A 13,741-nucleotide genomic window follows, 5' to 3' on the forward strand; every position below is an offset into this window, starting at 1 on the left:
TCAGAGCAATCCGAGTCCCCTGGCCTGGGCGATGGCCTCGGCGCGGGCGTTCACGCCCAGCTTCTGGTATATGCCGCGCAGGTGCGTTTTGACGGTGTTGACCGAGACGCCGAGATCGCTCGCGATGCTGATCGCGGTCATCCCCGACGGAAGCTGGCGCAGCACAACGAGTTCGGTCTCGGTGAGCTGCGGTGCACCGTCGGCGACGCGGCGGTGCGCGCGCACCCGCTCGACGAAGGCGTCGAAGCGCCCGAATCGCCCGCCCAGCCGATCGAGGATCTCCATCGCGCCCGGCACATCCAGGAACGGGCGGACCAGCTGCTCGGCGCACGCGTGCGCGAGGGCCTGCTCGAAGGCCTCGTCGGCCTTGCGCGGCCGGTCGAGGCGATCGGCGGCGACGGCCACCAGCAGCCAGGTGACCACCCGGGAACCGGCGGGCATCGACCCGGTAGCAGCCCCGAGCAGCCGCTCGACCAGGGGCAACGCGGCGGCGGGGCGATGGTGGTAGACGGCGAGTCCGGCCTCGGCGAGAGTCATCTCGGGCGTTGTGCCCAGGACCCGGGTGGCGTGGTCGACCAACTGCCGGGCATCGGATCTGGCCTGCACGCGCAGCAGTAGCCACAGCGTGTCGAGCACCGTGCGGCCGTTGCCCAGCAGGGTGGGGTACTCGTCTAGCAGGCGGTGCATTTTCGTACACAGCGCGGTGGCGGCGGCCGCGCGGTCGGGCGCGTCCTCGAACAGCAGCAGCCCGGTGACGATCCCCGCCTGCCGCAGTGGGGCCGGCAGGCAGGGGTCGGTCGCCGCACCAGCGGGCAGCGGCCGTTCGAAATCCAGCCCCTGCTGGTAGGCGCCGTAGGCGGCGACCACACGCGCGAGCCCGGCGTCGGCGGCCAGTTCGTAGCGGGCGGCGCAGTCGATCGCCTGCGCGGCCAGTTCGCGCGATTCGCCGACCCGGCCCGCGATCGCGGCCGCCAGCGCCAGCCCGGTCCTGGCCCGCACCGCCGCCCGGCCAAGGCCGGTCTCCTCGGCGTGCACGAGCGCGTGCCGCAATGCCGCGGCGCCGCTGTCGATTTCGCGGCCACCGAGCTCGGCGCTGCCGCAGTGCAGGGCGGCGTAGCAGTCCAGGTCCGGCTGGCCGGTCACCGCGGGCAGCGGCCATCGCGTCGAGGACGAATCACCCACCAGCACAGCGACTCCCGCGCTGACAGCGTGGTCGAGCGCGTCGGTCCACGACGCGGGCACCACCTGCGACGGCGGGCCCACGCCGACATGGGCCGCCTCCAGATACACCTCGGCGGCGGCGATATCGCCGGCCTCCACCGCGACCGCGGCGCGCAACAGGCGCACATAGCTGTCCTCGACCAGCTCCGGCTGATGCTCGACCGCGGCGAGCAGCAGGTGCCCCGTGCCGTCGAGCACCATGCGCAGCCCCCACTCCCGCAGGAAGGCGACCAGGCCGGGCGCACCCGGTTCGGCCAGCACGTGATCGAGCGCCGGCGCCGGCAGCGCGGCGGCGGCGTACCAGTCGGCCACCCGGCGATGCAGGGCGGGCAGACGCTCGGGCCTGGTGTGCGTGCCCTCGGCGAGCAGGTAGGCGCGCAGCAGCGGGTGGTAGGTGTGCCAGAGCTCGCCGTCGTGGGCGACGGTGTGCAGCGGGAAGTTCGCGCGCAGCAGTTCGTCGATGATCCTGGCGGCCTCGGGACCGGCCAGTTCCTCGGCCAGCGGCAGGCAGAACTGGGTGGGGACCGCGGTGTCGAGCAGGAATTCGAGGGTCGGCGCGGGCAGCGAGTCGATGAGTTCGGCGACCAGGAAGTCGGCGACCGCGTGCGAGGGGCGGGCCAACGCGGTGAGCGCGGTATCGCGGTCCTCGGCATTGGCGGAGAGATAGATCGCGGCGATCCGCACCAGCGCCGCCCAGCCCCGGGTGAGGGTGTGCACCACGGCGAGTTCGGTATCGTCTAGGCGGCAGCCGTGCTGCGCCAGCAACTGGGCGACCCGGTCGGGCGAGAGCGCGAGTTCGGCGCCGCCGATCCGGGTGAGCCGGCCTGTCAGGTCGAGGACATGCCAGCGCAGCGGTGGATCGAAGCGGCCCGCGAGCAGCGCGGTGACCTGGGCGGGCAGGTGGGTGAGCAGGTGTTCCAGGCCGGCCAGCTCCAGGGGGTCGGTGAGCAGATGGGCGTCGTCGATGACCAGCACCGTCGGCTCGGCCACGGCCAGCGCCGCGACCAGGTCGGTGGCGCGGTCGGCCGGAGTGCGCAGGGTGCCGTCGGGGACGAGCGCGATCCCGAGGGCGCCGGTCAGGGCCGATAGCACGTCGCTGGAGTGGTCGGTGACGGTCAGCCAGGCCACGGTCCGCGCGTGTTTGCGGTGCAGCCGGGCGATCCAATCGACCAGCGCGACGGTCTTGCCGCTGCCCGCGGGTCCACTCAGCAGGACGGTGTGTCCCGCGGTGCTCAGCGCGCGGTCGAACCGGGTCGCGGCCGCGCCGCAGCGCACCGGCGCGAAGGACAGTTCCGGGATGATCGCGCCGCTCACAGCTACCGATCGGCTGTCGCCGTGGATGTCCAGCGAACCCGACGACATCGTCATACGAACCCTCCTGAACTCGCCGTTCACCGCCCGGCGCCGACTGCTCGCCGAGCTCGACCGTAAGCGAAATGGCGGCTGAGCGTTTGCCCGTCCGGTCCTCACCGGAGGCTCGTTATCAGATCGACGCCCGCGATCGGGTGTGCGTGACTCAGTCGGGCAGTTGCGACATTCCGAGCAGCGTCAGGCCGAGGGTGTCGAGCCGGGCGAGGACGCCACGCATGGCGGTGGCGTCGGGGACGACGCCGTAGAGAGTGGTGGTTCCGGTAGCCGAATGCGCACTGCGGCGCAGCTCCGGAAAGGCCGCGAGGACGCGCTCGGTGAGTTCGCCCTCGACGACGAACTGGTAGCGGAGAGGTCCGGACGTCGGCATGTCCCCAGTGTCACCGGCCGTCCGCGCGTTCGCCTCATCCCCTCCGGGTGAAATCGGGCCCCACCTGCGACTCCGCTCCGTCGCGACACCACAGCGGCAACCAGCCACCCCGGCGGCGGCACCGGCTCGGCGAACCGACCGCCACAACCCGTTCGCGCGGCCGCCACGGACCACCGATCCGTGGCGGCCGCCGGTTCGGGTCAGGCCCGGTCGTAGGCCTGCTGGAGTTCGGCGATGTCGAGCTTGGACATCGCGCGCAAGGTGGTGCCGACCGCGATGACACGATCGGGCTCGCCGCTCATGAGCTTCGGCAGGACGGCGGGGACGACCTGCCAGGAGACGCCGAAGCGGTCGGTCAGCCAGCCGCACGGGCCGGGGGCGCCACCGGCCTCGGTGAGGGCGTCCCAGATCCGGTCGATCTCGGCCTGGGTGTCCACCACGACCTGCAGGGACGCGGCATCGCTGTGCGGATGGCCGGGGCCGCCGTTCATCAGGGTGACGGCATGGCCGTCGAGGTCGAGTTCGATGACGAAGGCCGAGCCGTCGCCCTGGCGGGTGATCTCGGTGATGCGCGAATTCGGCACCGTCGCGGTGTAGAGCTGGGCCGCCGCTTCGGCGTCGGTGTCGAACCAGAGGAAGGTGGTGACGGACATGACGTGCTCCTAGGTATGTGTTCCGGATGAACTCCTCACCCTCAGGTCGGAGCCGATCCCCCCCGTTCGACACTTCTCGGCGATTTCTTTTTCGGTTTCTTCGGCGGCAGCGTGCGGGCATAGCGCACACCGCGTTCGACCCAGGTCCGCAGGACGGCGTCGTCGTCGACCGTGGCCGCGCCGATCCGCACCCAGCCGCGCATCTCACGCCCCGCCATCACCATCGGCGTCACCGTGGCACCGTCGACCAGCGCGTCGCCCTCGGCCGGGTCGACCCGCACCATCAACCCGCCCTTGCCGCTGACGGCGACCGCCAGGTGCCCGCCGATCAGAAACGCGAGACCACCGAACATCCGCTTCTCGTCGAGGTCGGGCCGGGGGTACACGATCTCCCTGATTCGCTCGGCGAGTTCCTCGTCGTAGGCCATGGGTACCAGTGTGCGCTCAGGGACCGACAGGTGCGGGTCAGCGGCCGAGGGCGGTGGCGACCATCGGCCAGGCGCCCGCGGCGCGGAAACGGACGTCGGCGGGGATGCCGAGCTGGGCCAACCGGGCGAATTTCACCACGGCCCGTTAGCGCCCGGATACGGCTGGTATCCGGGTGGCGGGTGCGGCGCGAAGTAGGGGCCCGATCCGCCGGTCCAGAGCAGGATCACCACCGCGAGGCCGATGGCTACACCGACGCCGTTGAACAGGTGTGCGACGGTGAAACCGGTGCCGACCAGCGCGCTGAGGATGCCGAACAGGAACCACATCACATTGATCCCGAAGAACGTCGAACCGGTGATCCTGGCCCAGTTCTTGCCCGCCCGGCACGCGAACGCCATCCAGGTCCACAGGCCGGCGGAGATCAGTGTGCCCACCGCGCCCGCTCCGATACCGATCCACATCACCGCATCCAGATCGGAGCCACGCACCATCCCACTCGACGCGTCGAGGGTGTCACTGCGGATCTGATCGAGCGTGGTGAGCGTGTACGCGAACCCGAGCAGGGTGACCACGGCACCGGCCAGCATCACCATGAAGGCCAGCTGCACATTCTGCGGCACCACCCGCGGACCCGCCTGGGCCATCGGCACGTACTGGGCCCCGAGTGGCACTGCGCCCAGAACCGGTTGCGGCGGATAGGGAACAGCCTGCGGATACGGCGCCGGCGCACCGGGCGCTTCCGGGTAGGACGTCAATTCATCCTGGTGTTGCGGATGTTCGTGGTCTGCCGATGATTCCGGCACGGTGCCTGCCCCCTTCAGGTGAAGTCGGGCCAACTCTAGTCGCCGGGGCCGACACCACCGGAACGGCGACAGGGCACCGGCACCGCTGGGGACGGTCAGCGCACCCGGGCGCGGGTGAGGTCGCGGGCGGCGGCCCGGTAGCGGTCGGCGATGAGGCGGACCACCGCGGGGTGCACGCCGATCGGCTCGGCGACGCCGTCGGCGCCCGCATCGTGCAGACGCTGGTGGAACAGGCCGTGCGCCAGCAGGTACGAGGCGATGAAGACCCGGCGGGCCCCCGTCTCGCGCAGCGAGGCGACGACCTCGGGCACCCGGGGCGAGCCGGTGGCCACGTAGGCGATCCGGACCGGGGTGCCGAGGTGTTCGGCGAGCATGCCGGCCGCGCGCCGGACATCCTGGCGCGCACGCGAATCCGAGGAGCCCGCGGCGGCGAAGACCACCGCGTCGCCCGGCTGCCAGCCGGCCGCGCGCAAGCGCACGGCCATGATCCTGGCCAGGGCCGGATCGGGGCCCATCGCGGCGGTCACCGCGACCGCGCTGTGCCCGCTCTCGGCCACTTCGCGTGGCACGTCCTGGTAGACGTGGTAGCCCGAGGCGAGAAACGCGGGCACCACGACGGCGGGGCCGTCGAGGTCACGCAGCACCTCCGACGGTGACGGACCGAGCACGTCGACGAACGCGGTCCGCAGGGCCGGATTGGGCGCCACGCCTTCGGCTTCCGCGCCCAGCTCCACCGCCACCGCGTCGGCGAGCGCGGCGATCATCTCCACCCCGCGCGCACTGCGGGTGCCGTGCGCGACGAGCACCAGGGCCGGATCGCCCGGCCGCGCGGTACTCACCACACCCCGATCGGCTGCACCGCGCGCGGTGACCGGGCGGGGGTGCCGATGCCTGCGGCGTGCGGGGGCTGCACCGCCGGACGCACCGGCGGGTCGGCGCAGTCGGCGGCGTCCAGGGCGAGCCGGTAGCCGCGCTTGACCACGGTCTGGATCGCCTTCGGCGTGCCCAGACCGGCGCGCAGCCGCGCGATCGCGGTCTCCACCGCGTGGGTGTCGTCGCCGCCGCCGGGCAGCGCCGACAGCAGGTCCTCGCGCGAGACCACCCGGCCGGGCTGGCGGGCCAGCGAACGCATCAGGGCCATCGGCGCCGGCGCGAGCGAACGCACCTCACCGTCGACCACGACGCAGCCGCCGCGCACACTGATCAGATGTCCGGCCGCGTAGATCCGGTTGGCCCGGCGCGGCAGTTCCTCGGCGACATGGCGGGCCAGCGCACCGAGCCGGGCACGGCCCGGCATGGTGGTCGGCACACCGAGTTCTTCCAGCGGAGCGGCGGTGATCGGGCCGACGCAGGCGGCCAGCACCCGGCCGCGCAGCGCGTGCAGCACCGATTCCAGCAGCCCGGTCTCCTTGGCCCGCATGAGCAGCGAGGCCACCGCGGGCGCGCTGGTGAAGGTGACGCAGTCGAGGCTGCCTGCGATGATCGAGTCGATCATCGTGTCCATCGGGCCGCGATCGGCCGGCGGTTCCCAGCGGTACACCGGCACCGGCACCACATCGGCGCCCGCGCAGCGCAGCACCTCGCAGAAGTCCGGGACCGGCTCCCACTCGGTGGTCGCGCCGTGCAGCTGCACCGCGATCCGTACCCCGTCGACGCCCTCGGCGAGCAGGTGGTCGAGCACCTCGGCCGAGGACTCCGAGGCCGGTGACCATTCCTCGCGCAGTTCGGCGGCGCGGATGGCGCCCTTGGCCTTGGGGCCGCGGGCCAGCATCCGGGTCGAGGCGAGCGTGTCGCGCAGGACCTCGGCCAGGCCCCAGCCCTCGGCGGCCTCCATCCAGCCGCGGAAACCGATGCCGGTGGTGGCGACGGTGATCTGCGGCGGATCGGCGATCAGCTGCCCGGTGACCCGTTCGAGCTCGGTGTCGTCGGCCAGCGGGATGATGCGGATGGCGGGCGCGGACACCACGGTCGCGCCCTTGCGGGTGAGCAGGGTGCCGAATTCCTCGGCGCGCCGCGCCGCGGTGACACCGATGGTGAAGCCGGCCAGTCCGGGGCCGTTGTCGGTCGCAGACGTCATGAAGTCACCGGTTCGTTCGATACCGCGACGACGCCGCCGTCGATCCGCACGCCGTAGACCGGCAGCGACTGGGTCTCGTCGTCGAGGCACCGGCCGTCGATCAGCGAGAACGCCTGCTTGAGCAGCGGCGAGGCGACGACGGGCTCGCCGCCGCGATCCCCGACGATGCCGCGCGACATCACCGCGGCGCGCCCGAACGGGTCGATATTGCCGACAGCGGCGAGCGTGCCGTCGGGGAGCAGGAACAGAGCAGCCTGGACGCCGCCCTTCAGCAGGACAGCAACGCCGCGGCCCGGGATCAGGAAGTCGAGCCGGCAGGCATGGGTCCAGCCTGTGGTCGTCTCCGAAGTGATGGTGGGTGTGTCGATAACGGTCATCGGGTTCCTCCTCCGAACGCCTTACCTATTGGTACAGGCGCACTGTTTCCGCAGGGTTAAGCGCTTATTTCCCGGCTGCTGCTGTGTCCGAAGCAACACCGACAGGCATGCCGGGGAGTCCGAGAAGCACCGGAACCTTGCGCTCGCCGCTGTCGTCGAACGAGATGGTCGGGTCGGTCTCGTCAGGGGCATTGACGAAGGAGACGAAGCGCGAGAGCTTGTTCTCGTCCTCGAGCACGGCCGCCCACTCGTCCTTGTAGCCCTCGACGTGCTTGGCCATCGCGGCCTCGAGATCCTCGGCGATGCCCAGGCTGTCCTCGCACACGACGGCCTTGAGGTAGTCCATGCCGCCTTCCAGGGCTTCCTGCCAGGGCGCGGTGCGCTGCAGGCGGTCGGCGGTGCGGATGTAGAACATCAGGTAGCGGTCGATGTAGCGGATCAGCGTCTCGTCGTCGAGCTCGCCGGCCAGCAGCACCGCGTGCTTGGGGGTCAGGCCGCCGTTGCCGCCGACGTAGAGGTTCCAGCCGTGCTCGGTGGCGATCACGCCGACGTCCTTGCCGCGGGCCTCGGCGCACTCACGCGCGCAGCCCGACACGGCCAGCTTCAGCTTGTGCGGCGAACGCAGACCGCGGTAGCGCTTCTCCAGCAGCACGGCCATGCCGACCGAGTCCTGCTGGCCGTAGCGGCACCAGGTGGAACCGACGCAGCTCTTGACCGTGCGCAGCGACTTGCCGTACGCGTGACCGGACTCCATGCCCGCGTCGACCAGGCGCTGCCAGATCAGCGGCAGCTGCTCGACGGTGGCGCCGAACAGGTCGATGCGCTGACCACCGGTGACCTTGACGTAGAGATCGAACTCCTTGGCGACCTCACCGATGACGATCAGCTGCTCGGCGGTGACCTCACCACCGGGCATCCGCGGCACCACCGAGTAGGTGCCGTTCTTCTGCATATTGGCCAGGAAGTGGTCGTTGGTGTCCTGCAGCGCGGCCTGCTCGCCGTCGAGGATGTGGTCGCTCGAGGTCGAGGCCAGGATGGAGGCGACGGTCGGCTTGCAGATATCGCAGCCGGTGCCCTTGCCGTGCTTGGTGATCAGCTCGGAGAAGGTGCGGATGCCGGTGACCTGCACGACCTGGAACAGCTCGGCGCGCGACTGCTCGAAGTGCTCACACAGCGCCTTCGACATCGCCACGCCGGACTGCTCGAGCAGCTTCTTGATCATCGGCACACAGCCACCGCAGGAGGTGCCCGCGTTGGTGCAGCTCTTGATACCGGGGATATCGCAGGCGCCCTCGGCGATGGCGCCGCAGATCGCGCCCTTGCTGACGTTGTTGCAGGAGCAGATCTGCGCGTCGTCGGGCAGCGCGTCGGCACCCAGTTCGGCGCCGGCGGGCGAGATCAGCGCGGCGGCATCGGCGGGCAGCGGACGGCCGACCAGCGGGCGCAGGGCCGCGTACTGGCTGGCGTCACCGACCAGGATGCCGCCGAGCAGGGTCTGCGCGTCGTCGGAGACGACCAGCTTGGCGTAGGTGCCCTTGGCCGCGTCGTGCAGCACGACCTCGAGCGCGCCCTCGGTGGTGGCGTGCGCGTCACCGAAGGAGGCCACGTCGACGCCCATCAGCTTCAGCTTGGTGGACATGTCGGCGCCGGGAAACTCGCCCGCGCCGCCCAGCAGACGGTCGGCGACGATCTCGGCGGTGGTGTAGCCGGGGGCGACCAGGCCGTAGCAGACGCCCTCGATCGCGGCGCACTCACCGATGGCGTAGACGTTCGGGTCCGAGGTCCGCAGCGCGGTGTCGGTGAGGATGCCGCCGCGGGCGCCGATCTCCAGGCCCGAGGCCTTGGCCAGCGCGTCCTGCGGGCGGACACCGGCGGAGAAGACCACCAGTGAGGCGGTGATCTCGGACTCGTCGGACAGGTGCAGGGTGACGTTGTCCGGGCCGTCCTCCTCGATCGAGACGATCTTGGCGGTGCCGACCCCGGTGTGCACGTTGAGGCCGATGTCGGAGACGAGCTTCTCCAGGATGGCGCCACCGCCTGCGTCGACCTGGGCCGGCATCAGGCGGTCGTTGTATTCGATGACGTGCGGGGTCATCCCCAGCAGGCGCAGCGCGTTGGCCGCCTCCAGACCGAGCAGACCACCGCCGATGACCACACCGTGCGCGCCGGGACCGGCCGCTTCGGCGGCGGCGCGGATACCGTCGAGGTCGTCGATGGTGCGGTAGACGAAGCACTCGGGCAGATCGTGGCCGGGCACCGGCGGCACGAACGGGTAGGAGCCGGTGGCCATGACCAGCGCGTCGTAGGCGATGACATCGCCGCTGGTGCTGGTGACGGTCTTGGCGTCGAGGTCGATGGCCTCACCGCGCTGGCCCAGCCGCAGCTCGACCAGGGGGTCGCCGTCGTACATGTTGCCCGGCAGCGCCAGGTCCTCGGGCTTCCAGTTGCCCACGTAGTAGGACAGGCCGACCCGGTCGTAGGCGGGCAGCTTCTCCTCCGAGAGCACGATGACCTGCCACTGTCCGGCCTCGTCACGGGCCCGCAGGGCTTCGACGAAACGGTGACCGACCATGCCGTGTCCGACCACGACCACAGTTTTGCGCTGAGTGTTCATGAGGTTGACCTCCTTGATAGTGGTCGGGCGTCAGCCGCGAGCCGACGTGTTGGCGGATTCGGCCTCGAGGACCAGGTGTTCGGCCTCGACCACGACAGCGGAGTCGGTAACCGGCGAGAAAGTCGGGCGGCGCAGGAACACTGCCCAGGTGACGACCGCGCACAGCACGTAGAAGGCCAGGAAGACCAGGAACGCGGTGGTGGCGGAGTTGGTGGTGGCGTAGGAGGTGCGCAGCGCCAGGTTGATGCCGACGCCGCCGAGGGCGCCGATCGCGCCGACGAAGCCGATCAGCGCGCCCGCCGAGTTCTGCGACCAGGTGGCCTGCTCGGCCGGGGTGCCCGGCTGCGACTTGGACTTGGCGTCGAAGACCGACGGGATGATCTTGGTGACCGCGCCGTTGGCGAATCCGGAGACCAGGAACAGCACGATGAAGCCGGCGACCAGGGTGCCCATCGTCGCCCCGGAGGCGACGCCGTTGTTGCTGTCGGCGCGGCTGCTGGCGAAGACGACCAGCAGAGTCGCGGCCATCATGACGAAGAAGCTGACCATGGTGACCTTGCTGCCACCGATCCGGTCGGCCATCTTGCCGCCGTAGGGGCGGGCCAGCGAACCGAGCAGCGGGCCGATGAAGGCGATCGAGGCGGCGTACACGGCGGCCTGGGCGACGGTGTCGCCACCGGCCTTGAAGCTGATCTGCAGGATCTGGCCGAAGGCGAAGCTGTAGCCGATGAACGAGCCGAAGGTGCCGATGTAGAGGAAGGCGATCGCCCAGGACTGCGGCACCCGCAGGGCCTTGACCATGTAGGACAGGTCGGCCTTCTGGTTGGTCAGGTTGTTCATGAACAGCGCGGCGCCGACCGCGGTCACCCCGACGAGCACCAGGTAGATCGCGCAGATGACCGAGGCGTACTCACCGCCCAGGGTGGCCAGCACCAGCAGGCCGAGCAGCTGGATCACCGGCACACCGATATTGCCGCCACCGGCGTTCATGCCCAGCGCCCAGCCCTTGAGCCGCTGCGGGTAGAAGGCGTTGATATTGGTCATCGAGGAGGCGAAGTTGCCGCCACCGACGCCGGCGAACGCGGCCACGATCAGGAATGTCGTGTACGAGGTGCCCGGCTGGTTGACGAAGTACAGCGTCAGCAGCAGCGGGATGAGCAGCATGAACGCACTGAAGATGGTCCAGTTGCGGCCGCCGAAGCGGGCGGTGGCCACGGTGTAGGGAATACGCAGGAAGGCACCGGCCAGCGTCGGCATGGCGACCAGGAAGAACTTGCCGGCGGGGTCGATGCCGAACTTGTCGGTCGGCATGAACAGCACCATCACCGACCAGATCGACCACACCGAGAACCCGACGTGCTCGGCGACGACCGACCAGATCAGGTTGCGCTTGGCGATGTCCTTGCCGCCGGCCTCCCAGGCCGCGACATCTTCGGCATCCCATCCTTCGATGTCGTGGTTACGCTTCAGCGTGGTCAAGTTGGGCCTCCCAAAAGTGCGATGGCCCAACGGTAGGAAATCGGTATTGCCGGAATGCTGCGGGAAATGTCGCCCGAATCAACGGTTTCTCACCATTCGCGGTATTTCGGGGTGAGATCGGGCTGTTTGTTTCCGGCGTGTGACACAACGATTTCCGCAGGTAAGGAAGCGGCGGAATTCCCCGTCGGCCACACGTGAGGGTGTGACCTACGTTGCATTGCCTGCTGCGGCTACCAGGTATCTTCCAGCATGCGCGGCTTGCACGCCTGCCAAGCGCCGAGCAGCAGGATCAGCAAGGCGACGCCGAGCATGACGAACGGGATCAGCCAGCCGCCGGTCCAGGTGTGCAGCATGCCGAACAGCAGCGGGCCGACGCTGGCCAGCGCGTACCCGACGCCCTGGGTGAAGCCCGACAGCGCGGCCGAGCCCTGCGGGGTGCGGGTGCGCAGGTTGATCAGGGTCAGTGCCATCGGGAAGGTGCTCGGGCCGAGACCGAGCAGGATCACCCAGAACACCGGTGCGCCCATCGGCGCGATCAGCAGTCCGGCGAAGGCCGCGACGAACAGCGCCATGCAGCCGACGACCACCGGGAACGGGTTGCGCATCCGCGAGACCACGGTCGGGGCGCCCAGCGCGGGGATCAATCCCATCAGCGCGAACAGCCCGACCATGCTGCCGCCGAAGCCGGCGCTCGCGCCCGCGTCGGACAGGATCTTGGGCAGCCAGGCGAACATCGCGTAGGTGGTCAGCGAGGTCATGCCGAACATCGCGGCCATGCCCCAGGCCAGCGGCGAGCGCCAGATCCGGCCCGTGGCCGCGGCCGGTTCGGCGGGCAGCGCGGTGACGTCACGCCGGTCGCGCCCCGCCCGGTCACGCAGGACGAACAGCCACGGCACCGCCGCGGCGAACCCGACCAGCGCCCACACGCCCATCGAGATCCGCCAGCCGTGCGCCTGCGCCAGCGGCACCGCGACGAAGGCGGGAATGACGGTGCTCAACTGCACCATGACGATGTACAGCGAACTGATCGCCGCCAGCTGGTCCGCGAAGTACCGCTTGACCAGCGGCGGGATCACCACATTGCCGATGCCCATCCCGAGCAGCACCACACCGGAGAAGGCCAGCAACTCCCCCGTCCCGTGCGCGAACGCCCGCACCAGCGACCCGGTTCCGGCCAGCAGCATGGCGATGAACACCGTGCGCTCGAGCCCGAACCGCCGCACCAGCACCGGCGTCACCAGCCCGGCGAGCCCGAACATGACGGTCGGCAACATGCCGAACACCCCGACGACCGCGGTCCCGTACCCGATATCGGCCCCGATGCTCTCGGCCAGCGGACTGAACGCCGTGACGGCGGCGCGCAGGGTGAGCGCGGACATGATGATCGCCGCGAGAACCAGCAGCCGCCCCTCGATCAACGATCGACGACTGATCCGGCCCTCGTCGACCACGCCCTCCGGCTCGAGGTCGCGCAGCTGCGGGGCGGTAGCGGATTCATGGAGCGGCGGCATCGCTAAATCATAGGATGACCCGATGACCGGATCCAAGCGACTGTGAGCGAAAGTACGCGGGAAGGCGGGCAAGTAGTGTTGCTGACGTGCAACCCGTCCGGCGAACCAGCCTCATCGCCCAGGTCACCGAGCAGCTTCGGGCCGAGATCCGTTCCGGCCGTTGGCCGGTCGGTCAGCGAATTCCCACCGAGCCGGAGCTCACCGAGCTCACCGGCACCGGCCGCAATACCGTGCGCGAGGCCGTCCAGGCGCTCGTGCACGCGGGCATGCTCGAGCGCCGCCAGGGCTCGGGCACCTATGTGATCGCCACCTCCGAGGTCGGCGGCACCCTGGCGAAGTACTTCGCCGACGCTCAGGAACGCGACATCCTGGAACTGCGCGAGGCCCTCGACACCACCGCCGCGGGTCTGGCCGCGCGTCGCCGCGACGACGCCGACATCGCCAATCTGCGCCGCCTGCTGACCGCACGCAGCAACAGCGACTGGTCGGGCCCCGAACCCGATCCGGCCGCCATCGCCGCCGATGTGGAACTGCATCGCGCGATCGTCGTCGCCAGCCACAACGCGGTCTATCTCGAGTTCTACGATTCGCTGCTGCCGGTGATCGAGCAGGCGATCCACGCGCGCACCGCCCGGACCAACGACTCGCACGACACCGAGCACGCCGAGCTCGTGCAGGCCGTCATCGACGGTGATCCCGACCGGGCCATGCAGGCCACCCGCTGCTTCCTCGCGTCGATGATCGCCGAGTATCCGGACAGGTAACCGATCGGTCACCGCGGGAGCTTTGGCCGGTGAGGTCGAGTTGGCGGGAACGTCACCGGAGGCCATCGGCGCGCA

12 protein-coding genes are annotated in these 13,741 nt (G+C 70.2%); 1 reads left to right on the forward strand and 11 read right to left on the reverse strand.

The genetic code is table 11. The annotated features are described in order from the left end of the window. The 11 genes from ACFXK0_RS02080 to ACFXK0_RS02130 form a co-directional block, all read right to left on the reverse strand. A complete protein-coding gene (locus ACFXK0_RS02080; RefSeq protein WP_379407802.1) occupies nt 1–2,589 on the reverse strand; it encodes a LuxR C-terminal-related transcriptional regulator in 2,589 nt (862 codons plus the stop codon). Nucleotides 2,590–2,737: 148 nt separating this feature from the next. Then, the gene (locus ACFXK0_RS02085) at nt 2,738–2,959 is read right to left on the reverse strand and encodes a hypothetical protein (RefSeq protein WP_379407803.1); all 222 of its coding nucleotides are present in this window, start codon (nt 2,957–2,959) and stop codon (nt 2,738–2,740) included. Between the two features lie 200 nt (nt 2,960–3,159). After that, the gene (locus ACFXK0_RS02090) at nt 3,160–3,612 is read right to left on the reverse strand and encodes a VOC family protein (protein WP_379407804.1); all 453 of its coding nucleotides are present in this window, start codon (nt 3,610–3,612) and stop codon (nt 3,160–3,162) included. 41 nt (nt 3,613–3,653) lie between these two features. After that, complete coding sequence (locus tag ACFXK0_RS02095; protein WP_379407805.1) at nt 3,654–4,040, reverse strand: TfoX/Sxy family protein; 387 nt, start codon at nt 4,038–4,040, stop codon at nt 3,654–3,656. 132 nt (nt 4,041–4,172) lie between these two features. Beyond that, nucleotides 4,173–4,796, reverse strand: coding sequence for a hypothetical protein (locus ACFXK0_RS02100; RefSeq protein WP_379407806.1), 624 nt, complete (start codon nt 4,794–4,796; stop codon nt 4,173–4,175). A gap of 143 nt (nt 4,797–4,939) precedes the next feature. Continuing rightward, a complete protein-coding gene (locus tag ACFXK0_RS02105) occupies nt 4,940–5,686 on the reverse strand; it encodes a sirohydrochlorin chelatase (RefSeq protein ID WP_379407807.1) in 747 nt (248 codons plus the stop codon). Beyond that, nucleotides 5,680–6,921, reverse strand: coding sequence for a uroporphyrinogen-III synthase (locus tag ACFXK0_RS02110; protein WP_379407808.1), 1,242 nt, complete (start codon nt 6,919–6,921; stop codon nt 5,680–5,682). Before ACFXK0_RS02110 ends, ACFXK0_RS02105 begins: the two co-directional genes overlap by 7 nt. Next, nucleotides 6,918–7,298, reverse strand: a complete 381-nt coding sequence (gene nirD, locus ACFXK0_RS02115) for a nitrite reductase small subunit NirD (protein WP_379407810.1) — start codon at nt 7,296–7,298, stop codon at nt 6,918–6,920. The genes ACFXK0_RS02110 and nirD overlap by 4 nt, the downstream gene beginning before the upstream one ends. A 64-nt stretch (nt 7,299–7,362) precedes the next feature. Next, the gene (nirB, locus tag ACFXK0_RS02120; protein WP_379407811.1) at nt 7,363–9,912 is read right to left on the reverse strand and encodes a nitrite reductase large subunit NirB; all 2,550 of its coding nucleotides are present in this window, start codon (nt 9,910–9,912) and stop codon (nt 7,363–7,365) included. A gap of 30 nt (nt 9,913–9,942) precedes the next feature. Continuing rightward, the gene (locus tag ACFXK0_RS02125; protein WP_379407812.1) at nt 9,943–11,391 is read right to left on the reverse strand and encodes a nitrate/nitrite transporter; all 1,449 of its coding nucleotides are present in this window, start codon (nt 11,389–11,391) and stop codon (nt 9,943–9,945) included. Between the two features lie 230 nt (nt 11,392–11,621). After that, nucleotides 11,622–12,770 carry an MFS transporter gene (locus tag ACFXK0_RS02130; RefSeq protein WP_379408062.1) on the reverse strand — a complete coding sequence of 383 codons (1,149 nt, stop codon included), beginning with the start codon at nt 12,768–12,770 and terminating at the stop codon, nt 11,622–11,624. A gap of 218 nt (nt 12,771–12,988) precedes the next feature. Here ACFXK0_RS02130 and ACFXK0_RS02135 point away from each other — a divergent pair, with 218 nt between their 5' ends. Then, entirely contained in the window at nt 12,989–13,666 is a 678-nt protein-coding gene (locus ACFXK0_RS02135; RefSeq protein WP_379407813.1) for a FadR/GntR family transcriptional regulator, read from the forward strand. The last annotated feature ends 75 nt before the right edge of the window (nt 13,667–13,741 follow it).

Source organism: Nocardia sp. NPDC059177, assembly GCF_042755165.1.
Classification (GTDB): domain Bacteria; phylum Actinomycetota; class Actinomycetes; order Mycobacteriales; family Mycobacteriaceae; genus Nocardia.